This window comes from Burkholderia sp. M6-3, assembly GCF_050858985.1.
Lineage (GTDB): Bacteria > Pseudomonadota > Gammaproteobacteria > Burkholderiales > Burkholderiaceae > Paraburkholderia > Paraburkholderia caledonica.
The window spans coordinates 1,633,804-1,660,286 of the sequence record NZ_CP110090.1; the positions used below are offsets into that span (position 1 = coordinate 1,633,804).

Genomic DNA, 26,483 nt, shown 5'->3' on the forward strand with positions numbered 1-26,483 from the left:
GCAAGGACTTACCGGTCAAAAGCAGGTATGGCAGCTTCTCATTCCTCAGCTTCCCCTAGCACCGACTCCTCGAAGGAGCAAACGCAGCAGGCCGACACGAGCGGAGCTACACCGGCCGCGGGCATGCAGCAATTTTTCGACGCCTGGTTAAATGCGTGGCGCGCGCTCGGCGCGGCGCCCGCTGGCAACGGCACGCCGTTCGCCATGCCGCAGGTTGCCCCAGCGCAAGGCGCGGTACCTTGGAGCTTGCCGCAAATGCCGTCGTTTCCAGGTGCATTTCCAGCGACGTTTCCTGGACTCGGGTCTTTCCCCGGCTTCCCTGGCATGCCTGACTTCAGCAAGCTGGCAGCGGGCGCGATGCCAGCCATGCCGTCGCTGGCAGGCTTGAACATGCCAGCCGCGGCGATCCCGCCCGAGCGTCTGCAGAAACTGCAAGCCGACTACACGCGCGAAGCAATGGTCCTGCTCCAGCAGGCGAGCGGCAACGGCGCGGCACCTAAGGCGCCCGAACTCAAGGACCGCCGCTTCAGTTCGGATGCATGGAGTTCCACACCAGCCTTCGCATTCACCGCTGCCTGGTATCTGCTGAACGCGCGCTATCTGCAGGAAATGGTCGACGCGCTGGAAGCCGAGCCGAAAGTGCGCGAGCGCATCCGTTTCGCGGTTCAGCAATGGACGGCCGCCGCATCGCCGAGCAACTTCCTCGCGTTGAATCCCGAGGCGCAAAAAACCTTGCTCGAAAGCCATGGCGAGAGCTTGCGTCAAGGCGTGATGAATCTGCTTACGGACATGCAGCGCGGCAAGATTTCGCAAACAGACGAATCGCGCTTCGTGGTCGGCGAAAATCTTGCGACCACCGAAGGCTCGGTCGTTTTTGAAAACGAGTTGATGCAGCTGATCCAGTACAAGCCGCGCACGGCGACCGTGCGCGAGCGTCCGTTGCTGATCGTGCCGCCTTGCATCAACAAGTACTACATTCTCGATCTGCAGCCGGAGAACTCGCTGGTCGGGCATGTGCTCGATTCGGGACACCAGGTGTTTCTGATCTCCTGGCGTAACGCGGATGCGTCGATCGCCCATAAAACGTGGGACGACTACGTCGGTGAAGGCGTTCTCACGGCATTGCAAACGGTGAGCCGGATCAGCGGGCGCGAGCAGATCAACACGCTTGGCTTCTGCGTAGGCGGCACGCTGCTCGCCACGGCGCTCGCGGTCGCCGCGGCGCGCGGCGAACATCCGGCTGCGTCGATGACGCTGCTCACCGCGATGCTCGACTTCTCCGATACGGGCGTGCTCGATATCTTCGTCGACGAAGCGCATGTGCAGATGCGCGAGCAGACCATCGGCGGCAAGAACGGTACGCCGCCCGGACTGATGCGCGGGGTTGAATTCGCCAATGCGTTTTCGTTCCTGCGGCCGAACGACCTCGTGTGGAACTACGTGGTCGACAATTATCTGAAGGGACGCACGCCGGTGCCGTTCGACCTGCTGTACTGGAACAGCGACTCGACAAGCCTGCCGGGCCCCATGTATGTTTGGTATCTGCGCAATACGTACCTCGAAAACCGTCTGCGCGAGCCAGGCGCGCTGACTACTTGCGGCGAGCCGGTGGACCTGTCGAAGGTCGACGTGCCCACCTTCATCTACGGTTCGCGCGAAGACCATATCGTGCCGTGGCAAACGGCTTATGCGTCGGTGCCGCTCCTCACCGGACCGTTGAAGTTCGTACTGGGCGCGTCCGGTCATATAGCCGGCGTGATCAATCCGCCCGCGAAAAAGAAACGCAGCTACTGGACCCTCGACGGTGAAACCGCGGAGTTGCCGGAAACGCCCGACGAATGGCTCGACGCGGCGAAAGAAGTGCCCGGCAGCTGGTGGCCCGAGTGGACCACATGGCTCGATCAGTACGGCGGCAAAAAGGTGAAGCCGCGCGCGGCGGCGGGCTCCCAGGAGTTCCCGGTAATCGAACCCGCGCCGGGGCGCTACGTGCGGCAACGCGAGTGAGGCGCTGTGGCGTGCGGTTCGACCGTACGCAGGCAACGGGACGAGTGAGCGTTTTTTACGAGCAACAAGATTTTTTAACGTGACGGGCTGCGGCGTAATCAGCCGATGTGCCCGGAGGATATCGAAATGACTGATGTTGTGATCGTATCGGCCGCCCGTACGGCAGTAGGCAAATTCGGTGGGTCGCTCGCGAAGATCGCGGCGCCCGAGCTCGGCGCGACGGTGATCCGCGCGGTGCTGGAACGCGCGGGCATGAAGCCCGAGCAGGTGAGTGAAGTAATCTTGGGTCAGGTGCTGACGGCGGGCTCGGGGCAGAATCCGGCGCGCCAGTCGCTGATCAAGGCCGGTCTGCCTGCGGCAGTGCCCGGCATGACGATCAACAAAGTCTGCGGTTCAGGCCTGAAAGCGGTCATGCTGGCCGCCAACGCGATCATTGCGGGCGATGCGGACATCGTGATCGCCGGCGGTCAGGAAAACATGAGCGCCGCACCGCACGTGCTGCCTGGCTCGCGCGACGGCTTCCGTATGGGCGACGCAAAGCTGATCGACTCGATGATCGTCGACGGCCTGTGGGACGTGTACAACCAGTACCACATGGGCGTGACCGCGGAGAACGTCGCGAAGGAATTCGACATCACGCGCGAACAGCAGGACGCGTTTGCGGCGTTGTCGCAGAACAAGGCCGAAGCCGCGCAGAAGTCGGGCCGTTTCGACGACGAAATCGTGCCGGTCGAAATCCCGCAACGCAAGGGCGACCCGGTGCGTTTCGCCACCGACGAGTTCGTGCGCCACGGCGTGACGGCTGAATCGCTTGCAGGACTCAAGCCGGCTTTCTCGAAAGAAGGCACGGTCACGGCGGCCAACGCGTCAGGTCTGAACGACGGCGCGGCGGCGGTGCTCGTGATGTCCGCGAAGAAAGCGGAAGCGCTCGGCCTCACGCCGCTTGCGCGCATCAAGGCGTACGCGAACGCGGGTGTCGATCCGAAGGTCATGGGCATGGGCCCGGTGCCGGCTTCGCGCCGCTGTCTCGAGCGGGCAGGCTGGAGCGTGAACGATCTCGATCTGATGGAAATCAACGAAGCGTTCGCCGCTCAGGCGCTCGCGGTACACAAGCAGATGGGCTGGGACACGTCGAAGATCAACGTGAACGGCGGGGCGATTGCGATCGGCCACCCGATCGGTGCGTCCGGCTGCCGGATTCTCGTCACGCTGCTGTATGAAATGCAGAAGCGCGATGCGAAGAAGGGTCTCGCTTCGCTGTGTATCGGCGGCGGCATGGGCGTCGCACTGGCGCTCGAGCGGGTTTGAACGAACGCGCGCCTCGCCTGCGCGCGAAGCACGAGCAGGTGACGGATTAGGTGTTCAGGCGCGCCGCACGCGGCGCGCGAGCGCAGTAGCTGCCTCACAGCCGTTCGCGAGAGGGCGGCGCGATCAAGCATCAGGCGAGGGCAGGGGTAGCCGGTCGGAGCAGCCGGTCGGCGCCTCGAAAACGATAATGGAGTCAAGGTCATGACACAGCGAATTGCGTATGTAACGGGCGGCATGGGCGGCATCGGCACGAGCATCTGCCAGCGGCTGCACAAGGAAGGCTACAAGGTCATCGCGGGCTGCGGTCCGAATTCGCCGCGCCGCGTGAAGTGGCTCGAAGAGCAGAAGGCGCTGGGCTTCGATTTCGTCGCGTCCGAAGGGAACGTCGGCGATTGGGAGTCGACCAAAGCCGCGTTCGACAAGGTCAAGGCCGAAGTCGGCGAGATCGACGTGCTGGTGAACAATGCGGGCATCACACGCGACGTGGTGTTTCGCAAGATGACCCACGAAGACTGGACCGCGGTGATCGATACCAACCTGACGAGTCTCTTCAATGTCACCAAGCAGGTGATCGACGGCATGGTGGAGCGCGGCTGGGGCCGCATCATCAACATTTCGTCGGTGAATGGGCAGAAGGGGCAGTTCGGCCAGACCAACTACTCGACCGCGAAGGCCGGCATTCACGGCTTCACGATGTCGCTCGCGCAGGAAGTGGCCACCAAGGGCGTGACGGTCAATACCGTGTCGCCGGGCTACATCGGCACGGACATGGTCAAGTCGATCCGCCCCGACGTGCTGGAGAAGATCGTTGCGACGATTCCGGTACGCCGCCTCGGACAGCCGGACGAAATCGGCTCGATCGTGGCGTGGCTCGCGTCGGAAGAATCGGGTTTTTCGACGGGCGCGGATTTTTCGCTGAACGGCGGTTTGCATATGGGCTGAGTTACAGGCGCGCCGCTCACAAGGCAGCGCGGTCTGGCTCGGATGGTTCCGGCGGCGTCCCGGTTGCGCAAATGCCCGATTGCGCAGCCGGCACGCCGTCCGCGCTCTACTTGCGCTCAAAGGCGTTACATGACTACTACTACAAAGAAAGCAGCCGAACGACTGATCAAGAAATATCCGAATCGTCGGCTGTACGATACCGAGACAAGCACGTACATCACGCTGACGGACGTCAAGCAACTCGTGCTGGACCAGGAGGATTTCAAGGTCATCGATGCCAAGAGCAACGAAGACCTGACGCGTGCGATCCTGCTGCAGATCATTCTCGAGGAGGAGAGCGGTGGCTTGCCGATGTTCTCGTCGTCGATGTTGTCGCAGATCATCCGTTTCTACGGCCACGCGATGCAGGGCATGATGGGCACGTATCTGGAGAAGAACATCCAGGCTTTCATCGACATTCAGGCAAAGCTCGCCGACCAGTCGAAGAACCTGTATGAAGGCAAGGCGATGAACCCCGAGGTGTGGTCGCAGTTCATGAACATGCAGGCGCCGATGATGCAAGGCATGATGACGAGCTACATCGAGCAGTCGAAGAACATGTTCGTGCAGATGCAGGAGCAGATGCAGAACCAGGCGAAGTCCATGTTCGCCACATTCCCGTTCACGCCGGGCGGCGCGGTCAACGTGCCGGGCGGCGCCAACACCGCGGCGCCCGCTAGCCCGCAGGCCAATCCCGAACCGGAAAAGAAGTAGCCGTCCGAGCCCGCCTGGCGCGGCGTCTAGCCGTGCAGCGCATAGCGGCGCGGACTTGCGGCATGGCTGGTGCGGCACGCGACAGGCTGAGCGCCGCGAGCGCGGTACAATAGCGGGTTGCGTGCGCGGGACGCTCGTTCTCCGGATCTGGGCGTTGTGAACGACCCGTTCTCCGTCCTTGCCGCGCTGTCCCGATCGTCCCCATTGTCGCCACGTCACCGCTATACGCCGGATTCACCTATGCCGCAGACCATTTCCTCCACCTCGCCGACGCCTTCCAGTCCGAAGGTCGGCTTCGTCAGCCTCGGCTGCCCGAAAGCTCTCGTCGACTCCGAGCAGATCATCACGCAGCTGCGCGCCGAAGGCTATGAGATTTCCGGCACGTATGACGGCGCGGACCTCGTGGTCGTCAATACCTGCGGCTTCATCGACGAAGCAGTGCAGGAAAGCCTCGACGCGATCGGCGAGGCACTCAATGAAAACGGCAAGGTGATCGTCACCGGCTGCCTTGGCGCGAAGAAGAGCGCGAGCGGTTCGGGGCTCATCGAAGAAGTGCATCCGAAGGTGCTGGCCGTCACCGGTCCGCACGCGTTGGGCGAAGTGATGCAGCATGTGCACACGCATCTGCCGAAGCCGCACGATCCGTTCGTCGATCTCGTGCCGGCCGCGGGCGTGAAGCTCACGCCGCGTCACTACGCGTATCTGAAAATTTCCGAAGGCTGCAATCACCGCTGCACGTTCTGCATCATCCCTTCCATGCGCGGCGATCTCGTATCGCGCCCGGTCGCGGACGTGATGCTCGAAGCGGAAAATCTGTTCAAGTCCGGCGTGAAGGAACTGCTCGTTATTTCGCAGGACACGAGCGCTTACGGCGTCGACGTCAAATATCGCACCGGCTTCTGGAACGGCAAGCCGATCAAGACGCGTATGACCGATCTGGTCGGCGCGCTCGGCGAACTGGCGGCCCAGTACGGTGCCTGGGTGCGCCTGCACTACGTATATCCGTACCCGAGCGTGGACGAAGTCATCCCGATGATGGCGGCAGGTCCGTACAAGGGGCATGTGTTGCCGTATCTCGACGTGCCGTTCCAGCACGCGCATCCTGAAGTGTTGAAGCGCATGAAGCGCCCGGCCAACGCCGAGAAAGTGATGGAGCGCGTGAAGGCGTGGCGCGAAATGTGTCCGGATCTGACGATCCGCAGCACGTTTATCGCGGGCTTTCCGGGCGAAACCGAAGAACAGTTTCAGACGCTGCTCGACTTCATCCGCGAGGCCGAACTGGATCGTGTCGGCTGCTTCGCCTACTCGCCGGTTGAAGGCGCCACGGCGAACGAGCTCGACGGCGCGTTGCCCGATGAAGTGCGCGAGGAGCGCCGTGCGCGTTTCATGGAAGTGGCCGAAGAGGTGTCGGCGAAACGCATTGCCAAGAAGGTCGGCAAGACGCTGAAAGTACTGGTCGACGAGATCAATGCCGACGGCGGTATTGGCCGCACCGCGGCAGATGCGCCGGAGATCGACGGCGTCGTGTATATCGCGCCCGCCGTGAAGGCATCGAAACGTTACAAGGTCGGCGATTTCGTGTCGGTGAAGATCACCGGCGCAGACGGTCACGACCTGTGGGGCGAGGTCTGAACGATGTCGGTGAACACGTCGGCTAAACCGGAAATCCTCGCGCTCGGCGAGGCGATGATCGAGTTCAACCAGTCGGCGAAAGACGAGCCGAACTATCTGCAGGGCTTCGGCGGCGACACGTCGAACTTCTGCGTCGCGGCAGCGCGGCAAGGCGCGCGTACCGGCTTCGTGTCCGCGGTCGGCGCCGACCATTTTGGGCGCCTGCTGATCGATCTGTGGGAACGCGAGCAAGTGGATACCGCGCTCGTACGAGTCGACCCGCATGCGTCCACTGGCGTTTACTTCGTCTCGCATGGCCCGGACGGCCACGCGTTCGACTATCTGCGCGCAGGTTCCGCGGCGAGCCGTTATGCGCCACGCGACCTGCCGCTCGACGCAATCGCCGCTGCCAAAGTCATTCACCTGTCGGGTATCAGTCTCGCGATCAGTCTGAGCGCGTGCGACGCAGCGCTCGAAGCCATTGCGCATGCGCGCGCCAATGGCGTGCGGATAAGTTTCGACACGAATTTGCGCCTGAAGCTGTGGCCGTTGAACCGGGCCCGCGCGGTGATGCTCGAAGCCATCCGCCAGACCGACATCTGCCTGCCAAGCTGGGACGATGTCACCGAACTCACCGGTTTGACCGGTCGCGACGAGATCGTCGATTTCCTTCTGGCGCACGGCCCGCACGTGGTTGCGCTGAAGCTGGGCAAGGAAGGTTCATACATCGCGACGCCCGACGAGCGGCGCGTTGTGCCTGGTCACGTTGTGAATGCGGTCGATGCAACCGGCGCGGGCGACTGCTTCGGCGGCGCGTTCATCGCACGGCTAGTAGAAGGCGACGATCCGTTTGAAGCGGCGCGTTATGCGAACGTCGCCGCGGCGCTATCCACGCAAGGCTACGGCGCTGTCGCGCCGATTCCTTCGCGGGCGGCGGTCGAACGGATTCTCGCGGGCTGAGCGTCGCGCCTTACGCGCCCGCATTACGAGCTGCATCAAGCGCCGCAATACGGGGCGAGCCAAAGCGAACCATCTTGAGAGACTAAACGAGGAGCGAGCAATGCAACGGGACGTAGTGGTAGTGAGCGGTGTACGTACGGCAATCGGCGGTTTCGGCGGCAGTCTGAAAGACTTCCCGCCGACAGACCTCGGCGCGCGCGTCGTGCGCGAGGCCCTCGCGCGCGCAAACGTGTCCGGCGACGAAGTCGGCCACGTGGTGTTCGGCAACGTCGTGCATACCGAACCGAAAGACATGTATCTGGCCCGCGTGGCCGCGATTAACGGCGGCGTGGCGCAGCACACGCCCGCGCTGACCGTGAACCGTCTGTGCGGCTCGGGCTTGCAGGCGATCGTGTCGGCCGCACAAAGCGTGCTGCTCGGCGACGCGGACATCGCGATCGGCGGCGGCGCGGAGAACATGAGCCGCGCACCTTACTCGATGCCCGCTGCGCGCTTCGGTCAGCGCATGGGTGACGCGCGCCTCGTCGACATGATGGTCGGCGCGCTGAACGATCCGTTCCAGTCGATTCACATGGGCGTGACCGCCGAGAACGTTGCGCGCAAATACGACATTTCGCGCGAAGCGCAAGACGCGCTCGCGCTCGAATCGCATCGCCGCGCAGCCAACGCGATCACGAGCGGTTACTTCAGGGAACAGATCCTGCCCATCACGATTCCGTCAAAGAAAGGCGACACCGTGTTCGATACCGACGAACACGCGCGCATGAACGCATCGGCGGAAGATTTCTCCAAGCTCAAGCCCGTGTTCGCGAAAGAAAACGGCACGGTCACGGCGGGCAACGCTTCGGGCATCAACGACGCGGCCGCTGCCGTCGTTCTGATGGAGCGCGGCGTTGCCGAGCAGCGCGGCATCAAACCGTTGGCGCGGCTCGTTTCGTACGCGCATGCGGGCGTCGATCCCGCCTATATGGGCATCGGTCCCGTGCCCGCGAGCCGCAAGGCGCTCGAGCGTGCCGGACTGACGGTTGCCGACCTCGACGTAATCGAGGCCAATGAAGCGTTCGCCGCGCAAGCCTGCGCGGTCAGCAAGGAACTGGGCTTCGATCCGGCCAAGGTCAACCCGAATGGCTCGGGCATTTCGCTCGGCCATCCGATTGGCGCCACTGGCGCGTTGATCACTGTGAAGGCGTTGTACGAACTGCAACGCATTGGCGGCCGCTACGCACTCGTCACGATGTGCATCGGCGGCGGGCAGGGCATCGCCGCGATCTTCGAACGGATCTGAGTGGCCTGAAGCGCGGCAAGCAGTAGCCAGGTAATTGAGGAAAGAACGGATGCAGGAATCGAAACTGGTTAAAGGCGCGATGCGTCGGCGCGGCTGGACGGCTATGAGCGTTGCCGCATTGCTGTCCATGAGCGCGGTAGCGTTGTCGCCGGAAACGGCGCGGGCGCAAAGCGATGCAGTAAAGCAACTCGCCGCGCCCCCGCCGATCCAGTTGCCGCTCAAGCCGAGCCCCGAGTTCGCCAGATTTCCGCGCTATAGCGGCACGCTGGGCTCACGCCAGATCGTGCTGCGCCTTGGCCCGAAGACGGACGATCCGTCCGGCGTTCATGGCGAGTATCAGTTCACGGATACTGGTGAAGTGATTCTGATCGCCGGCGACCGCGATGGCGACACGCTCGAAGTCGAGGAGTCGAACGACGGCACGCACATTACCGGCAACTGGGTCGGCAAGTTCGCGGCGGACGGTTCCGTGGCCGGCGACCGGATGAACGTCGACGATTCGAATCCCCAGCCGTTCGATCTCAAGCCGCTGGCAGCCGGGCAAGCGGTGCCGGCCGCGGCTGCTGCTCCGAAAGACGGCAAAACCGCTGCGGGCGGCGCGGCTTCCGCGACTCGCTCCGATGCGGCGGCGCCCGCAGTCGCGGCTCCGCCAGCAGCCCCAACGGGTGCGGGCCGGCCGGTCGGCGGCGTCAGCAACCTGCAAACCGGCGAGTGATTCTGCGCCCGGCGCTCTTCGCGGGTTCGCAGCACCCACACCCGGCGCGGCGAAATTCCGCCGACTCGTCTACTCTTGCGTGAGCGGCGCGGCGTTCGCCGCTTTTCGCATCGTCTTTCTTCATCGAATTCATCATGACCCAATCCAAACTCAAACGGTCTTTGCAAACTCGCATCGTGCACGCAGAAGACAAGCTCACGCCGGGCTTCGAGTCTTTCTCCATGCCGGTCACGCGCGCGTCGACCGTCGTTTTCCCGGACCTCGCGACCATGCGCGCGCTCGACTGGAAAAACGATGCGCAATGGCGCTATGGCCTGCACGCAACGCCCACGTCGCTCGCTCTCGCGCAGCGCCTTGCCACGATCGAGGGCGGCAATCACGCGCTGTTGCAGCCTTCGGGCCTGTCGTCTATTTCGAATGTGTACTTCGGGCTCGTCAAGGCGGGCGACGACGTGCTGATTCCCGACAACGTCTACTCGCCGAATCGCGATCACGGCGACTGGCTCGCACGCGACTTCGGCGTGACCGTTCGTTATTACGACCCGATGATCGGTGCGGGTATCGCCGAACTGATCCAGCCGAACACGCGGCTCATCTGGCTGGAAGCACCCGGTTCCGTGACGATGGAAGTGGCCGACGTACCTGCAATCACCGCGGCGGCCCGCGCCCGCAACGTGGTGACGGCAATCGACAACACCTGGTCCGCCGGCCTCGGTTTCCGTCCGTTCGATCACGGCGTCGACATCTCGGTGCAGGCGCTCACGAAGTACCAGTCGGGTGGCGGCGACGTGCTAATGGGCGCCACCATTACCATCGATCGCGAACTGCATCTGAAGCTCAAGGCGGCGCGCATGCGCATGGGCATCGGCGTGTCGTCGGATGACTGCTCGTTGATCCTGCGCAGCCTGCCAACGATGCAGGTGCGTTTCCAGCAGCACGACCGGTCGGCGCTTGCGCTCGCGCAGTGGCTGAAGACGCGGCCGGAGATCGCCGCGGTGTTGCATCCGGCGATTGAAGACTGTCCGGGGCACGAGTTCTTCAAGCGCGACTTCACGGGTGCTGGTGGATTATTTTCCGTCGTGTTCGACGGGCGGTATAGCGCCGCGCAGATCGACACTTTCTGCGAGTCGCTGGAGCTGTTTGCCATCGGTTGGAGTTGGGGCGGCGCGCATAGCCTCGTGATGCCGTACGACATCGCATCGATGCGTACCGAGGGCGAGTGGCCGCATCGCGGCACGCTGGTGCGGTTCTATATCGGCCTCGAAGAAGAAGCCGATTTGCGCGCGGATATCGAGCAGTGTCTCGCGGCACTCGCGTGAACTGACGCTGCGTCGGCGCAGTGAAATAAGCCCACCGCGGCGCGTTCGCGGTGGGCTTTTTTATTGTGCTGCGCTCAACGAGTCGCGGCCATCAGGTACAACGACGACGCAACGAAGACGCAACCACGCCCGCGTCGCAGCAGACCTCAAAACAACCGCAACAGCCCATCCAGTCCCACGTAGTTGAACGCCACGCTGGCGGCTTCACGTACGACCGGCTTCGCGCGGAACGCAACGGAAAGTCCCGCTTCGGCCATCATCTTGAGATCGTTGGAGCCATCGCCCATTGCGATTGCGCGCGACGGCTCGATGCCGAGCTGCGCGCAGGTCTCGCGCAGCGTGCGCGCTTTCACATCGGCATTGACTATTTCGCCGATCACTTTGCCCGTCAGCTTGCCGTCCACGATGTCGAGCGTATTGGCGCGCGTGAAGTCGAGGCCGAGCCGTGCCTTCAGCTTCTCGGTGAAGAAATTGAATCCGCCGGACACCAGGAGCGTTTTCAGTCCGGCTTCTTTTGCGCCCGCCAGCATCTGCTCGGCGCCGGGCGAAAGCTGCAGGCGTTCTTCATAGACACGTTCGAGCGCGCTCGCGTCGAGTCCCTTGAGAAGCGCGACGCGGCGCGTCAGGCTTTCGTTGAAGTCTTTGATCTCGCCGCGCATCGAGGCTTCGGTGATCGCGGCGACTTCCGCTTTCAGACCGCAGAAGTCGGCGATTTCGTCGATACATTCGATCGTGATCAGCGTCGAATCCATGTCCATGGCGACGAGTCCGAAGTCGCGCAACTGACGGTCCGCCTCGACAAACGCGTAGTCCAGCCGATGCGTGCCGCAATAAACGTCCAGGTCCGGACGCTGCGCAATATCGGCGTCGGAGATGCGGATAGCGTTTGCGTCGACGACGGTGGCGTGCGAACCGCGCGAGAGCGCAACGAGCGTTTTGTGATGATCGGCGGAAATCGGTGCGGGGCTTTGAATGACGAGGTTCATGAACGACGCATTGACGAGAAGAAGGCGGGCGCGGGGCTCGCAGGAAATCCGCTTATTGTAACGGCTCGACGGCAAGCGCCGTCGCGGGCGCCAAAACGCGGGTTAGCGGCAATGCAATCCTTGCGTGCCTCGTTCATACTGACGAGTCAAACGATGCGGCACGCTCACTGTATCCCCGCCTTCGAGTCGACGCGAGAACGCCGTCAACGAGAAAGGCTTTTGACCACCGCCCGCAAAGCACATCCCGAACACAGCGAAAGCGCGGAGCACGGTCATTGCGATGCAGGAGCAACAACGCACACTATTCGGAGACAACGCATGCCCACGGCGACCGCCGGCGACACAGCCATCCTCGCGCGCGACTTCGATCTGCGCCATCTGAGCCCCGAGTTCTACGCGAATCCATACCCGGTTTACAGCGCATTGCGCACGCATGAGCCAGTGAAGCGCATGCCGGATGGCTCGCTTTTCCTCACGCGCTTTCGCGACGTGCAGGCCGTATATCGCGACCCGAAGACCTTCAGTTCGGACAAGACCGTCGAATTCAAGCCCAAGTACGGCGACTCGCCGCTCTACACGCATCACACCACGAGCCTCGTGTTCAACGATCCGCCGCGCCATACGCGCGTGCGCAAGCTGATCGCCGGCGCGCTGACCGCGCGCGCGATAGCGGCGATGGAACCCGGTCTGGTGCGCCTCGTCGACGGGCTGCTCGATGCCGCGGCCGAACGCGGGCGCATCGATCTGATCGCCGAGTTCGCGTCGGCGATTCCGGTGGAGATCATCGGCAACCTGCTCGATGTGCCGCATGCAGAACGCGAGCCGTTGCGCGACTGGTCGCTCGCTATTCTTGGCGCGCTCGAACCTTCGCTCACCAGCGAGCAGTTCGAGCGGGGTAATCGCGCGGTGACCGAGTTCGTCGATTATCTGCGCGATCTGGTCGCGCGGCGCCGGCGCGAACCGGGCGATCCTCAACACGATGTCCTCACGCGCCTCATTCAAGGCGAGCGCGGCGAAAGCGGCGACGGCGAGCAATTGTCGGAAGAAGAGTTGCTGCAGAACTGCATCTTCATTCTGAATGCCGGCCACGAAACGACCACGAACCTGATCGGCAACGGGCTTGTCACGCTGACCGAATGGCCTGATCAGCGCGCCGCGCTGCTGGAAGATCCATCGTTGATCGAATCGGCCGTCGAAGAATGTTTGCGCTTCGAGAGCTCCAACCAGCTCGGCAACCGCATGACGACCAGCGATACGGAGATCGGCGGCCTGCCGGTAGCTAGCGGCACGCCGATTACGCTGTGCATCGGCGCGGCCAATCGCGATCCGGAGCAGTTTGCGGAGCCCGACCACTTCGATATCCGCCGCGCGCCCAACCGCCACCTCGCATTCGGTTTCGGCATCCATCAGTGCGCAGGCCTGTCCCTCGCGCGGCTCGAGGCACGCATTGCTATCGGCCGTTTCGTCCAGCGGTTTCCTGCTTATCGACTGGACGGCGAGCCGACGCGCGGCGGGCGCGTACGGTTTCGCGGGTTCGGTTCGGTACCGCTGCTTTGCCGATAGAGGTAAGGGCGGCAATGTACGGGACTCCGTAGTTTTTGCCGCCAACATGCAAGACTTACAGCGCTGCGTGCGCACCGGCCAACGGCCCTGCGCCGGGCGTCGGCAAAAAGCCGTGGCACGCTTGGTGCTTCTTCATGGGTCTTAGGCCCAGGGGAGCGCACGATGGCACATATGATCTGGAAAGGCGCGATTAGCTTCGGCCTTGTCCACGTACCGGTGCAGTTGTATCCGGCCACGAAGTCGGAGAAGGTCGGCTTCAACCTGCTCGACAAGCGCACGATCGATCCGGTCGGCTATAAGCAGATCAACAAGCGCACCGGCAAGGACGTGACGCGCGATAACATCGTGCGCGGCTTCGAATACGAGAAGGACAAGTACGTGGTGCTGACGGATGACGAGATTCGCGCCGCGAATCCCGAATCCACGCAGACGGTGGATATTCTCGCTTTCGTCGACGCACCCGACATCTCCTTTCTCTACCTCGACACACCGTACTTTCTGACGCCCGACCGCAAAGGCGAAAAGGTCTATGCGCTGTTGCGCGAGGCGATGAAATCGTCGGGCAAGGTCGGCGTGGCGAGTGTCGTCTTGCATAACAAGCAGCATCTTGCCGCACTGATCCCGGTCGGCCCGGTGCTCGCCCTGAACACGCTGCGCTGGGCTGAGGAAGTCCGCGACTTCGACGAATTCAAGCTGCCGGCCGAAGGCGCCAAGGCGGCCGGTGTCAGCGCGCGCGAGCTCGACATGGCGCAGAAGCTAATCGACGACATGAGCGACACCTGGGACCCGTCGAAGTACCACGACACGTTCCGCGACGACATCATGGCGCTCGTCGACCGGAAAGTCCGCGAGGGCAAGACCGAGGAGATCACCGATATCGAAGCGCCGCGCGAGTCGCGTCAATCGGCCGACATCCTGGATCTGTCCGACCTGCTAAAGCGCAGCCTCGGGCGCGGTAAGAGCAAGCCCGCTTCGGGCACGCGCAAGCGCGCTGCCGCCGACGAGACTGCCGACGAAGACAGCGATTCGCAAGAAGAGAGTGGCTCGACGGCATCGCGTAAAAAGCCACGCGCGACGCGCTCCACACGTGCGCCTCGATCGAGTGCAAGCGGCAGTAGCAGCGGCAGTGGAGGCGGACGCGCCACGGCCAAGTCGACTACGACCGCGCGCAAGCGCCGCGCGGCGGCATGATGGAACGGCGGGCGCAACGGGGCAGAGATAGCGGCGCGAACCGCGGCATGAGTCCGCTCGTGCGCCGATCCAACGGCTCCATTCGCTCCGTTCCCTCGGTTGGCTGCGTTGGCTCGGTTCAAGAGCCGCAAGCCATTGCTACCTCGACCCCGATGGAGTTCGCGCGATGAACGACCGACTCGACCTCTACAACCGCAAGCGCCGTTTCGACGAAACGCCCGAGCCCGCCGGCAACAAGGCGGCCAAAAAACGCGGCGCGCGCAATGCGGCGCGGCCAGGACCGGACGAAGGCCTGTCGTACGTGATTCAGGAGCACCACGCGCGGCGCCTGCACTACGACTTCCGTCTTGAATTGAACGGCGCATTGCTTTCGTGGGCGGTGCCGAAAGGGCCGTGCCTGGATCCATCGGTCAAGCGTCTCGCCGTTCACGTCGAGGATCATCCGGTCGAGTACGGTTCGTTCGAAGGCGAAATTCCGCCGGGCAACTACGGCGCGGGCACGGTGATTGTCTGGGATCGCGGCACGTGGGAGCCGGTCGGCGGCGCGGCCGAAGCGGCGCGTGCTTATCGGGCCGGCAAGCTCAAGTTCCATCTGCACGGCGAAAAACTGCACGGCGGCTGGACGCTCGTGCGCAGCCACATGCGCGGCAACGCCGACAAGGAGCAATGGTTGCTCATCAAGGAGCGCGACGACGAGGCGCGTCCCGAGAGCGAATACGATGTTCTCGCAGAACAGCCCGGCAGTGTGCTCGGCGCCGCGCCGGCTTCTAATGGAAAAGGCGGCAAGCGGACAAGCAAGCAGACGAGCAAACCAAAAGACAAGCAGGTTGCGGCGAAGCGAACTGCGGCGGCTTCCGTCCGCGGCGATCCGAAGCGTCCGGACATCGTGGCGACGCGCAGCAGCGAATCGCTGCGCGAACTCGCCGCGTCGCCGGCAATAGAAGGTGCGGTCGCAGCGAAACTGCCCGCTACGCTCAAGCCACAGTTGGCGACGCTCGTCGACGCTACGCCGCCCGGGGACGACTGGTCGTACGAAATCAAGTTCGACGGATATCGCGTGCTCGCTCGCATCGACGCGAGCGCGAAGGGCCGCGACGTGCAGATGTTCACGCGCGCAGGCAACGACTGGACCGCGAAGTTCAGCAAGCAGGTGAAAGCGTTCGAGCAACTCGGGGTGGAAAGCGCGTGGCTCGACGGTGAAGCCGTGGTGCTCGACGAGAACGGCGTGCCCAACTTTCAGGCGTTGCAAAACGCGTTCGATTCGAACCGGCCACAAGACATCGTCGTCTATCTGTTCGACGTGCCGTTTCTGAACGGCTACGACTTGCGCGGCGTGCCGCTGCAGCAAAGACGCGCGATCCTGCGCGCGCTGCTCGAACCGGTTGACGACAGCGTGCTGCGTTTTTCGAACGACTTCGAGTTCAGCGCCGACGATCTGCTGAAAAGCGCGTGCGATATGGCGCTCGAAGGGATCATCGGTAAGCGGCGCGACAGCGGCTATAGCTCCGGCCGCTCGGCCACCTGGATCAAGCTCAAATGCCGCCGACGCCAGGAGTTCGTGATCGGCGGCTATTCGGAACCGTCGGGCAGCCGCGCGGCGTTCGGCGCACTGCTTCTCGGCGTGTACGACAGCAAGGGCAAGTTGCAATATGCCGGGCGCGTCGGCACCGGTTTCGACGCCGCCTTGCTGCGCTCGGTGAAGAAAGAACTCGACGCACACGAAACCAAACGCATGCCGTTCGCGAGTCCGCCGCGCGAGCGCAGTCGCACGCCGGTGCATTGGGTCGAGCCCGTGCTCGTCGCGGAATGCAATTTCGCCGAATGGACGAGCGACGGTATCGTGCGCCAGGCGTCGTTCGTCAGTTTGCGCAGCGACAAGCCGGCGCGCCAGATCGTCAAGGAAGCACCACGCAAGGGGGATGACGTGCAACAGCAAACGGATATCGAGGCCCAATCCGACACGATGCCGAAGAAACGTTCAGGACGGCGCGCGGCGGCTGAAGCGGATGACGATGTGCAGATTTCAAGTGCGAGTAAGAAGCGCTCTGCCGGCAAAACGGCGGCGGGAGAAGCAGGGGGCAAGGACACGGAAAAGGGCGTAAAAACCACCGCGAAGGTGTCGGCTAAAACGACCGCCAAAACCGCTGACGAAGCAACAACAACCACACCGGCCGCAAAGACAGCGAGCAAAACAGCAGGCAGAACCACCAAACCAAAAGACGAAGCCGCGGACACTGAAACTGTCGCATCGCGATCTAAAAAATCCGCGTCACCCGCCGAAGTCGCCGGCGTGCGCGTATCGCACCCGGACCGCGTGATCGACAAGAGCACCGGCGCGCGCAAGATCGACCTCGTGCAGTACTACGAATCGGTTGCGCGATGGATGTTGCCGCATCTGGCGGACCGGCCCGTGTCGCTCGTGCGCGCGCCCGAAGACATTGGCGGTGAGCTGTTTTTCCAGAAGCACAGCCAGAAGCTGTCGATCCCGAACATCACGCAGCACCCCGGGCTCGACCCCGGTCATCCTCCGCTCATCACGGTGGAGACTGTGAAGGCGCTGGTCGGCGCCGCGCAAATGGGCACCATCGAATTCCACACGTGGAATGGCGTGGCATCGAACATTGAAAAGCCGGATCGCGTGGTGTTCGACCTGGATCCGGATCCATCGCTCGGCTGGGACCGGATGATCGAGGCGGCTCAACTGACGCGCTCGCTGCTGGACGAACTCGGCCTCACGTCTTTTTGCAAGACAAGCGGCGGCAAGGGCTTCCATGTCGTAGTGCCGCTGTCGAAACACGCGGGTTGGGACGAGGTAAAGGAGTTTTCGCAGGCGGTCGCTCAGCACATGGCTAGCACGCTGCCCAAATATTTCAGCGCGAAAATGGGCGCGCAAAATCGCAAGCAGAAGATTTTCGTCGACTATTTGCGCAATAACCGTGGCTCGAGCACGGTCGCCGCGTTTTCCGCGCGGGCGCGGCCGGGGCTAGGCGTTTCGGTGCCGCTCGCCTGGGACGAGGTCGCGTCGACCACTGGCGGCGATCAGTGGAATATCGGGAACCTGCATGAGCGTCTTGCAAATCTGAAGAGCGACCCGTGGGCCGACTACTCGAAGACGCGCCAGCGCATCACCGCGGCAATGAGAAAACGCCTGAACGGAGCGTAGCCGGCGCGTTCGCGTCGGCTGCAATACTGAACGCATAAGGAGCGGGTTATGAAAAGCACACCGCAATCGTCGGACGGCGACAAGCAGGCCGATCCGCATGCCGAGAAGCATCCGGAGTCATTGCAGGATGCAGCCGCGCCGTTGCCCCATGAGAACGACCAGAGCGCCGGCTCGCAGCACGACGAAGAGCCACGGCGTGTCGGCAAACAGGCGCACAGCGACGTCGAACGTGGGCTGCAGGACACGGATCGCCGCGGTGGCGGCGAGTATCAGGAAAAGACGCAGAACGACGCGCAGGCCGACGTGAACACCGATGGCAAATCGCCAGGTACGGCAGCCGGCAAGGCTGGCTCGTGAGGCATTGCAAGCTGACTTGGGGAATCGTAGGGCCGCATGCTGCTGACGGGAAGTCTGCTTGGCGCTAGCTGCGGATCTATGATCTCCAAGTTGTGCCGAACCGAGACTAACGGACGCATGGTTCATGACAACCTGGTCAGCCTGCTGTCCTTCGTACGGTCCGCGTCGACACTGAGATCATCGATGCTCAACGTCACCGATCTCACTCCGGCTCCACGTCCCAGAAAGGTGGATCGCCGAAATGCCCGGCAAGAAAGTCGATGAACGCGAGTGTCTTTGGCGGTACGAACGCGCGGCTCGGATACACAGCCCAGATCGCCACCTTCTCGGCGAGCGGATAGTTTTCGAGCACGCTCACCAGTTCGCCGGTGCGTAAAAACGGCGCGACGTCCCATGTCGATTTGAGCGCGATGCCGAAACCCGCGAGGAGCGCGTCGCGAATCACTTCGCCGTTGTCGGTGACCATGCGCCCGCTTACGCGCACATCGAGCGTTCCCGCCGGCGTTTCGAACGCCCAGTCGCGTTGATCCGACAGAATCATGCACTCGTGCTGTACGAGATCCGACGGATGGTGCGGCGTGCCGCGCTGCGCCAGGTAGGACGGGGCCGCACACAAAACACGCCGGTTGACCGCGAGGCGGCGCGCGACCAGAGAAGAATCTTTCAGCACGCCGATACGGATAGCCACGTCGATACCCGCATCGACGAGATCGACAAGCTGATCGGTCAGCCGCAAATCGACGCTCACGCCAGGATAACGGCGCAGGAACTCGGTGATGACGGGCGACACGTGCTGCCGCCCGAACGACGACGGCATCGACACGCGCAGGCGGCCTTGCGGTTCTGCTTGCCCTCGGCCCACCGACGCGCGTGCTGCGGCGGCCGCGTCGAGCAGCGCTTCGGCGCGCGCCATGAAGACTTCGCCGTCCTGCGTGAGATTGATGCGGCGTGTGGTCCGATGCAGCAGCCGGGTGCCGAGCAGCTTTTCCAGTTGCGCGATTCGCGAGCTCGCCACCGCGGCTGACAGGCCGAACTCGCGTCCCGCCGCCGACACGTTTGCCAGCAGCGCGGCTCGCACGAATAGGGCGACGTCGAGCAAGTCGAGCCGTTCACGTTCGCTGCCAGCCGGCCGCGTATCGCGGACAGTAGATGCCGGAACGTCCATTCTTTGGAAAATCAAAAAGATGTTTCAGCGATTATGCCGCTTTTATCAAAGTAAAAGGCGGCTTACGATCATGTCCATGGATCGGCGGTCTCTGTGAAACGGCGCGGGCAGCATCAAAACCCGCGCGGACCTCACCGGTTCTTCAACCTCATCCGAACAAACACGGGAGCACTTATGAAAGCCGTTGGCCTTTACCGCTATTTGCCCATCGACCAGGACGAAGCCTTGATCGACGTCGATATCCCCAAACCTGAAGCGACGGGGCGCGATCTGCTCGTGAAAGTCGAGGCCATCTCGGTCAATCCAGTCGACACCAAGGTGCGCGCGCCGAAAGATACCGTCGAAAAAGCGCCGCGCGTGCTCGGCTGGGACGCCGCAGGCACGGTGGTCGCAGCAGGTCCGGACGTGACGCTGTTCAAGGTCGGCGATCCGGTGTTCTATGCGGGCAGCATCACGCGACCGGGCGCAAATAGCGAGTTTCACCTCGTTGACGAGCGGATCGTCGGACGCAAGCCCGCGTCGCTCGATTTCACGCATGCGGCCGCGTTGCCGCTGACGGCCATCACCGCATGGGAAGCGTTGTTCGATCGCCTTGGCGTGTCGCCGCAAGGCGCGCACGAGGGGCGCACGGTGCTGATTTTCGGCGGCGCGGGCGGCGTCGGCTCAATCGGCATCCAGCTGGCCAAACAGCTCGCGAAGCTGACAGTGATCGCGACTGCGTCGCGTCCCGAGTCGGCGAAATGGGCGACCGAGCTGGGCGCGGACCATGTAGTGGATCACTTCGGCGATATGCCCGCTCAATTGAAGAAACTCGGCATCGAACAAGTCGACTACGTGCTGATGTTCAACGACACGGACAAGAATTTTCCGGTCGCGGCCGAGCTTATCAAACCGCAGGGCGGCATCTGTACGATCGTCGAAAACAGCAAGCCGGTGCCGGTTGAGTTGCTGAAGGCGAAGAGCGCCGCGTTTCACTGGGAGTTCATGTTCACGCGTTCCATGTTCGGCACGCCCGACATGATCGAACAGCACAAGCTGCTGACCGAAGTTGCGCGTCTCGTCGATGCCGGCACATTGCGCACGACCGTCGGGCAACACCTCGGCGCGATCAACGCGGCGAACCTTCGGCGCGCGCATGCTCTGCTCGAAGAGGGGCGCGCGATCGGCAAGCTGGTCCTGACCGGCTTCTGATAAAACGCGTCCACGCAAGCGGGGTAACACCCGATGCTCAGGGAGCGCGCGCGGCATCGCTTGGCGGTAGACTGGTGACGCATCATGCTAAAACGGTTGCGTGTCTCGCGTCTGCTGCCGGCTTCCGCGCGCTTTACCTGGACCATGCGGGGGCAGCGCACTGACGCGGGCATGCAGCGGCACAACAACGAGGTGACAGTATGAGCTCCAGCTTCAAACTCTCCGCCGTTCCAGTTGTCGCTTCTCTCGCTTGCGTGCTTTCTTGCGGCGTACTTGCGCCTGCGGCTCGGGCGGCCACGCCGATCACGGTGACGTCGCAATCCGCCCTCGACGGTCCGATTCGCTACACGGTGCGCGTCACATCCAAACAATTCGGCAACTCGCAGGAAACGCGCACCATCCGCTCCGGTCAGTCGGACGACTTCACGTGGAAGACGGTGCCGCCCGGCGGCGCAATTCCCGCGGCGGAGGGATGTCCGAACTATGCGTCGCTACCGCTCGACTCAAATGGCGCGATGATTCGCCAGACGCAAATTCGCCTTGCGCCGGTCGTCGCCGACGACGGCACGGCCACCGTGCAATTGAGTTTTCAGGCGCACAAGCCGGATGGCGTGAAGACTGTCACGGCCAATGGGAAATCGCTCAAGTGTCCGAACGATGTCAGCATGAGCCAGGTGCTGCGTTTCACGATGCCGGTGAACGGCAGCACGAAGACGCTGACGCTCAGCGATGGCACGACTGTCGCGATCAGCGCAAAACGCTGACCGTGGTGGCGGAGCGCCAGACCACCGTATCGCTTTATGGCGAGAGCTGGTCCGAACCGTTCAGCGCCGCGCGCCGGCCCGTTCGACCAGCCGCGCCGACAGAAACCGGTGCTCCGCTGAAAAGAGGCGCCGATAGGTGAGCAGCACCGCACCCACCGTGCCGAGCGCCGACGATGCCGCGATCAGAAACATGATCACGATCTGATAACGCACCGCCTGCAACGGCGACTGGCCGGCCAGCACCTGGCCGGTCATCATGCCGGGCAGGCTGACTACGCCGACCACGGCCATCTGGTTGAGCGTCGGCATCATGCCCGCGCGCACCGCCTGACGAGCGGGCGCTTGCGCCGCTTCCCAGCGCGTAGCGCCGAGCGCTAACGCCATCTCCACGCGGTCGCGCCGGGCGGTCAGCTCCTCGGTCATTCGTTCGATGCCAAGGGAGACGCCAGTGAGCGTATTGCCGAGGATCATGCCGAGAATCGGAATCGCATATTGCGGTTCGTACCAAGGGTGAATGCGGATCACGACGAACAGCCCGACCGCTGCCACCAGCCACGAACTGACCCAGATCGACAGCACACTGTCCGCACGCTGTCCCGCGTAGGTGCGGCTGCCGCGCTGCGCACCGGCAAAGCCGGCGATCAGGGTCATCACGGTCATCAACGGCAACACCACGAACCAGTGGTCGTAGCGAAACACCCAACCCAGCACATAGCCGATTGCGAGCAACTGCACGACGGTGCGCACGGCGGCCCACGCGAGCTTGCGTTCAAGATCGAGCTTGAGCGCCACCGACACCGCGCCGTTCACGACGATCAGCAACGCGGCGATCGCGACGTCCCAAAGACTCAGGTTTTGCAATGTCATCGGCTCGGCGCTCCTTGCTCGGACGTGACGGCGGGCTCGTCGAGGACGCCAGCATGCATCGTCAGATGGCGCTCGCTCATGCGAGCAGCTTGTGCCGGATCGTGCGAGACCCAGATCGAAGCGTGCGCGCGGCGATCGGCGTCGAACCATGCCCGCACGAGTCCTTCAATTGCGTGCGACGACTCAGGGTCGAGCGACGCAGTCGGTTCGTCGAGAAGGAGCACTTCGGGCGCGAGTTGCAGTACGCGAATCAGCGCGGTGATTTGCGCTTCGCCGCCTGACAGTTCGCTTGCGCGTTTGCCGAGAAAATCTCCCGCACGGCCAGCCTGCGCGATCAGATCGGCAGCCTTTTCGCGGTCGAAGCGCGTGTCACGATACGCGCGCAGTTCGAACGGGTAACGCAGATTGTCTTCCACTGTGCCGTCGAGCAGCGCGGGCCGCTGCCGGATATAGGCGACGCTGCGCCGGTAACGCGGAATCGCGGCTCGCGCGACGGGCTCGCCATGCCAGACGATGCGTCCGGCGTCGAGCGGATCGAGCAGCGCGAGTGCTCGCAGGAACACGCTCTTGCCTGAGCCCGACGCTCCTGAGATGGCGACGCGGTCGCCGGCATGCAGCGCGAACGTGGTGGACTGGAGCAACGTCTGGCCGCGCAATGCATCGCGCCGCACAATGCCGTCGGCGAAAACGAAGGGGACATCGGTCATGAAAGCAAGTGGTGTGGAGAGGGCGGAGTGCGCGATGCAGCATCATAAAGTGGACTGAGGCCTGCGGCGAGCGGCCGAGACGCCAGGCCGCAACGTGCGCACAAAGCGGGCAGCGTTGCGCCGGAACATTGCGGCCCGCGGGCACAATATCTGCTGCGCGATCGACAACCAACAAGAAACCATGGAGCCTTTTGATGGCACGGTCGAGCACAATGGGAAGACGGATCGGCAAAATCGTTGCATGGATAGTCGCGATTATCGTCATCCTCGTGGTTGCGCTCACCGTTTTTATTCTCACGTTCGACTGGAACCGCGCGCGGCCGTATGTCAATGACAAGGTCTCGCAGGCTATCGGTCGGCAGTTCACCATCAATGGAGATCTGAAAGTAGGCTTTCGACACCCGGCCGGCGAAATCGGCTGGAAGAGCTGGGTGCCCTGGCCGCGCTTCTCGGCGGCCAACATCACGATAGCGAACCCCGACTGGGCGAAGCGCCCGCAATTCGCGACGCTCGACGAGATCGACTTCCAGGTGAAGGTCCTGCCGCTCATCGCGCACAACATCGTGATCCCGGCGATCAACCTCGTGAATCCTTCTGTCGATCTCGAACGCATGCTCGATGGTCGCAACAACTGGACGTTCCAGCTGCCGTCGTCGAAGACGCCGTCGCAGTGGAAGCTGCAGTTGCACGACATCGTGTTTGCGAAAGGCAATATCGCGCTCTCCGACGAGCAGAAGAAGGTCGACGTGCAGATGGTCGTCGATACGCTCGGTCAGCCGATTCCGATCGGCGAGGCGATGAAGCAGCAGGAGGAGGCGTCGCGCAAGGCATCGGCGGAAGCGGTCGGCAAAGACGGCGCGAAAAAGCTGAGCGCCCAGGCTGATGCGCAGGCGGCGTCGGCGGCTTCGGCCGCTTCCGCGGCGGCGGCTTCAGGCGCTTCTGCAACGGACATCCACGCATCCGGCACAACGGCGGCGACAGGTGCCGCAGGCGGGCTCACCGCGGGCGGTTCGAAGGGCGCAAGCGGCGCGGCGTCCACAGCGGTCGCAACGGTCGCAGCTGGATCTGGCGCGAGCGGTGCACAAGTACCAGCGGCATCGAGCGCAAGCGGCGCTAGCGCTGATAGCACGAATGCGGCGCGGGGCGCGCAGCGCGAGGTGCCGCCGTATGCAATCGGCTGGACCTTGAAAGGCACCTACAACAAGACCCCGGTCTCGGGGAGCGGCAAAGTGGGCGGTGTCCTGGCCCTGCAGGACGCCAACCGGCCTTTCCCCGTTCAGGCCGATGTGAAGGCGGGCGATCTGCATGTCGGCCTCGTGGGCACCATCACGGACCCGGCGCATCTTTCCGCGGTCGATATGCGCCTGTGGGTGCAGGGCAGCAGCATGGCGAAACTCTATTCGCTAACCGGCGTGACGCTTCCCGACACGCCGCCCTACGCAACGGAAGGGCGCCTCGTCGGTCAGTTCAAGCGCACCGGCAACGTCTTCAAGTATGAAAACTTTACAGGCCGCGTAGGCGGCAGCGACCTGAACGGCTCGCTGACTTATACGGCGCGCCGGCCACGGCCGCTGTTGCAGGGCGAACTCGTGTCGCACCTGCTGCAGTTTTCCGATCTCGCGCCGGTGATCGGCGCGGACTCCAACGCGAGCAAGGCCAAGCGCGGGGATGCGGCAAAGCAGCCCTCCGATAAGGCCTTGCCGGTCGAGGAATTCCGCACCGACCGCTGGAAGGCGATCGACGCCGACGTGAAGTTCACCGGTCGACGCATCGTCAAGAACGCCGATCTGCCGATTACGGATCTCTACACGCACGTCGTGATGACAGACGGCGTGCTGTCGCTCGAGCCGTTGAAGTTCGGCGTAGCCGGCGGCACGCTCGCTTCCAACATTCGTCTGGACGGCAGCAGCACGCCGCTGAAGGCACGTTTCGCGACCTCCGCGCGGCATCTGAAATTAAAGCAGTTGTTCCCGAACTTCAAGACGATGCAAAACGCGCTGGGCGAGATCAATGGCGACGCCGCGCTGACCGCGACGGGCAACTCGCCCGCGGCGCTCGCGGGCACTTCGAACGGCGAAGTGAAGGCACTCGTCAACGAAGGGACGGTGAGCCGCTTGCTGATGGAAGCCGCGGGCCTGAACGTCGCGAACGTAGTGTATGAAAAGCTGTTCGGCAATCGGGACGTGAAGATCAACTGTGCCGCCGCGGACTTTGTCGCGACCAACGGCGTGCTCGATTCGCGCGTGTTCGCACTCGATACCGACGACGCCGTGATCGACATCGACGGCAACGTCAATCTGCGTGACGAAACCATGGACCTCGGCGTGCATCCGCATACGAAGGGCTTCCGCGTATTCTCGTTGCGCTCGCCGCTGTATGCGAAGGGCACGTTCAAGGACCCGCACGTCGGTGTGAACGTGGGCGCGCTCGCGTTGCGCGGCGGTGCGGCTGTGGGCCTCGGCCTCATCAATCCCTTCGCGGCGCTGCTGCCGCTGCTGGCGCCGAGCAACAACAAGCCGTTGCCTTGCGCCCAACTGCTGTCGCAAGTGCGGCAGGCGCCGACGGCGCCGCCGCCGGGCACCAAACAGAAGCCGAAGCCCGCGATTTCGCTCGAAGGGGTGCCGGTCAACAAGCGTTCATCGACCGCGGCTTCGGATGCTTCCGCAGCTTCGGCTCCCGCGCCGACCGGACGCAAGCCCGCGACGGTTTCGCCCGCGAGCGCAGCCGAGTACAAGGGAAGCTGATTCACTTCCTTTTACCTGCGGGCTGGCTCGACTGGACCCGTCGCGGCGGCTTTTCGTTCGTATTTCTATGGCTGATCAGCGTGCCGTCTACATAGCACGGAGAGCGCAGGGTCGGCGTAAGCGCAATGACAATGATGTAGCACTGGCGTGACCGGTTCGCGGGAGCGAAGCTCGCCGCGCGAACATACGGTGACCACAGCGTTACCGCAACGTGGTCGCCGAATGATCGCGCCGTGTAAGAGAGGTGAGAGGTTCCGCCTAGCGCAACGACCGCGGTGTTGCGTCGCCCGCCGCATCTTGCCGGCGAACTCCGCGACGCGCACCGACGCGTGTCGCGCCGAACTCGGTCAGGATCTTGCCGCGAGCGCGGCTCGCAAATACGAGGAATCCGAAGCCATCCGCTTCATACCAGTAACCGCCGTTCTCAAGACCGTCGAGCGGCTGTTCCAGTGCATTCGTGATGGATTCGATACAGCGCCGCCGTAATTCGGCCGCGGCCGGGTAAGGAGGGTGTGCGCCGCGCACGCTGCACAAAAGTACGTCGAGTCCGGGCAACACATGTGCATAAAGAACCGGCTCGTCTTGCGCGCGAGCGCGCGCAATTTTGGTGTCGAGTTGACCGAAGGGCTTGAAATGCCGTAGTACCGCGAGGAACGACTCATCGCCGTCCACCTTCGCGCGTCTACGCTTTTTCGGGAAGGACATAAAAATTCGCCTGAAAAAGAATTGCAAGAAACGCAGCGTCCTCATGCGACAACTCCCGGCTTCGCGCGCCGCACGTCGATCTTTTATAGCATACGACAAGGCCGGATTCACGATGATTCGACGACTCCGCCGCCTCACCGACTCCCGCACGAATCATGCCGAACCGCCTCGCCGCGCGCCTTC

Annotated in this window: 21 protein-coding genes; 16 read left to right on the plus strand and 5 right to left on the minus strand. The window is 63.2% G+C overall.

The features are described 5' to 3' along the window. Positions 1–123: 123 nt before the first annotated feature. The 9 genes from phaC (at position 124) to OH764_RS07165 (ending at position 10,897) form a co-directional block, all read left to right on the plus strand. Positions 124–2,004, plus strand: a complete 1,881-nt coding sequence (gene phaC, locus OH764_RS07125) for a class I poly(R)-hydroxyalkanoic acid synthase (protein ID WP_498848528.1) — start codon at positions 124–126, stop codon at positions 2,002–2,004. Between the two features lie 126 nt (positions 2,005–2,130). Continuing rightward, positions 2,131–3,312, plus strand: a complete 1,182-nt coding sequence (locus OH764_RS07130) for an acetyl-CoA C-acetyltransferase (protein ID WP_020065864.1) — start codon at positions 2,131–2,133, stop codon at positions 3,310–3,312. Between the two features lie 201 nt (positions 3,313–3,513). Then, positions 3,514–4,254, plus strand: coding sequence for a 3-ketoacyl-ACP reductase (locus OH764_RS07135; RefSeq protein ID WP_020065865.1), 741 nt, complete (start codon positions 3,514–3,516; stop codon positions 4,252–4,254). 129 nt (positions 4,255–4,383) lie between these two features. After that, positions 4,384–5,007: a polyhydroxyalkanoate synthesis repressor PhaR gene (gene phaR / locus OH764_RS07140; RefSeq protein ID WP_020065866.1), complete on the plus strand. Its 624-nt coding sequence runs from the start codon at positions 4,384–4,386 to the stop codon at positions 5,005–5,007. A 240-nt stretch (positions 5,008–5,247) separates the two neighbouring features. Further along, complete coding sequence (rimO, locus tag OH764_RS07145) at positions 5,248–6,639, plus strand: 30S ribosomal protein S12 methylthiotransferase RimO (RefSeq protein WP_042318966.1); 1,392 nt, start codon at positions 5,248–5,250, stop codon at positions 6,637–6,639. Between the two features lie 3 nt (positions 6,640–6,642). Beyond that, the gene (locus tag OH764_RS07150) at positions 6,643–7,578 is read left to right on the plus strand and encodes a sugar kinase (RefSeq protein ID WP_498848529.1); all 936 of its coding nucleotides are present in this window, start codon (positions 6,643–6,645) and stop codon (positions 7,576–7,578) included. Positions 7,579–7,678: 100 nt separating this feature from the next. Continuing rightward, entirely contained in the window at positions 7,679–8,863 is a 1,185-nt protein-coding gene (gene bktB, locus OH764_RS07155; RefSeq protein WP_498848530.1) for an acetyl-CoA C-acyltransferase family protein, read from the plus strand. 49 nt (positions 8,864–8,912) lie between these two features. Continuing rightward, positions 8,913–9,578 (plus strand): hypothetical protein, encoded by a 666-nt coding sequence (locus OH764_RS07160; protein WP_498848531.1) that lies wholly within the window; start codon positions 8,913–8,915, stop codon positions 9,576–9,578. A 134-nt stretch (positions 9,579–9,712) separates the two neighbouring features. Beyond that, the gene (locus OH764_RS07165; RefSeq protein WP_498848532.1) at positions 9,713–10,897 is read left to right on the plus strand and encodes a cystathionine beta-lyase; all 1,185 of its coding nucleotides are present in this window, start codon (positions 9,713–9,715) and stop codon (positions 10,895–10,897) included. A gap of 146 nt (positions 10,898–11,043) precedes the next feature. Here the strand turns inward: OH764_RS07165 and serB are convergent, their stop codons facing one another. Beyond that, on the minus strand, positions 11,044–11,883 hold the full coding sequence (gene serB, locus OH764_RS07170; RefSeq protein ID WP_498848533.1) for a phosphoserine phosphatase SerB: 840 nt from the start codon (positions 11,881–11,883) through the stop codon (positions 11,044–11,046). Positions 11,884–12,201: 318 nt separating this feature from the next. Here serB and OH764_RS07175 point away from each other — a divergent pair, with 318 nt between their 5' ends. From OH764_RS07175 to OH764_RS07190, 4 genes are all read left to right on the plus strand, one after another. Beyond that, a complete protein-coding gene (locus tag OH764_RS07175) occupies positions 12,202–13,446 on the plus strand; it encodes a cytochrome P450 (RefSeq protein WP_498848534.1) in 1,245 nt (414 codons plus the stop codon). Positions 13,447–13,608: 162 nt separating this feature from the next. Then, the gene (gene ku / locus OH764_RS07180) at positions 13,609–14,637 is read left to right on the plus strand and encodes a Ku protein (protein ID WP_498848535.1); all 1,029 of its coding nucleotides are present in this window, start codon (positions 13,609–13,611) and stop codon (positions 14,635–14,637) included. Positions 14,638–14,803: 166 nt separating this feature from the next. Continuing rightward, positions 14,804–17,800: a DNA ligase D gene (gene ligD, locus OH764_RS07185; protein ID WP_498848536.1), complete on the plus strand. Its 2,997-nt coding sequence runs from the start codon at positions 14,804–14,806 to the stop codon at positions 17,798–17,800. Positions 17,801–17,848: 48 nt separating this feature from the next. Then, positions 17,849–18,157, plus strand: a complete 309-nt coding sequence (locus OH764_RS07190; RefSeq protein WP_498848537.1) for a hypothetical protein — start codon at positions 17,849–17,851, stop codon at positions 18,155–18,157. Between the two features lie 202 nt (positions 18,158–18,359). Here the strand turns inward: OH764_RS07190 and OH764_RS07195 are convergent, their stop codons facing one another. Continuing rightward, on the minus strand, positions 18,360–19,322 hold the full coding sequence (locus OH764_RS07195) for a LysR family transcriptional regulator (RefSeq protein ID WP_498848538.1): 963 nt from the start codon (positions 19,320–19,322) through the stop codon (positions 18,360–18,362). Positions 19,323–19,496: 174 nt separating this feature from the next. Here OH764_RS07195 and OH764_RS07200 point away from each other — a divergent pair, with 174 nt between their 5' ends. Together OH764_RS07200 and OH764_RS07205 are read left to right on the plus strand one after the other, a co-directional pair. Next, positions 19,497–20,513 (plus strand): zinc-binding alcohol dehydrogenase family protein, encoded by a 1,017-nt coding sequence (locus OH764_RS07200; RefSeq protein ID WP_110403201.1) that lies wholly within the window; start codon positions 19,497–19,499, stop codon positions 20,511–20,513. 200 nt (positions 20,514–20,713) lie between these two features. Continuing rightward, positions 20,714–21,277: a DUF6013 family protein gene (locus OH764_RS07205; protein WP_498848539.1), complete on the plus strand. Its 564-nt coding sequence runs from the start codon at positions 20,714–20,716 to the stop codon at positions 21,275–21,277. 60 nt (positions 21,278–21,337) lie between these two features. Here OH764_RS07205 and OH764_RS07210 read toward each other — a convergent pair whose 3' ends face one another. Next, positions 21,338–22,144: an ABC transporter permease gene (locus tag OH764_RS07210; protein WP_498848540.1), complete on the minus strand. Its 807-nt coding sequence runs from the start codon at positions 22,142–22,144 to the stop codon at positions 21,338–21,340. Continuing rightward, positions 22,141–22,851, minus strand: a complete 711-nt coding sequence (locus OH764_RS07215; RefSeq protein WP_498848541.1) for an ABC transporter ATP-binding protein — start codon at positions 22,849–22,851, stop codon at positions 22,141–22,143. The genes OH764_RS07210 and OH764_RS07215 overlap by 4 nt, the downstream gene beginning before the upstream one ends. Before the next feature lie 194 nt (positions 22,852–23,045). On the opposite strand from OH764_RS07215, the gene OH764_RS07220 reads away from it, so the two are divergent. Then, positions 23,046–25,595 carry an AsmA family protein gene (locus OH764_RS07220; protein ID WP_498848542.1) on the plus strand — a complete coding sequence of 850 codons (2,550 nt, stop codon included), beginning with the start codon at positions 23,046–23,048 and terminating at the stop codon, positions 25,593–25,595. 258 nt (positions 25,596–25,853) lie between these two features. On the opposite strand, the gene OH764_RS07225 is transcribed toward OH764_RS07220, so the two are convergent. After that, positions 25,854–26,345 (minus strand): hypothetical protein, encoded by a 492-nt coding sequence (locus OH764_RS07225; RefSeq protein WP_006048904.1) that lies wholly within the window; start codon positions 26,343–26,345, stop codon positions 25,854–25,856. Positions 26,346–26,483 lie beyond the last annotated feature (138 nt).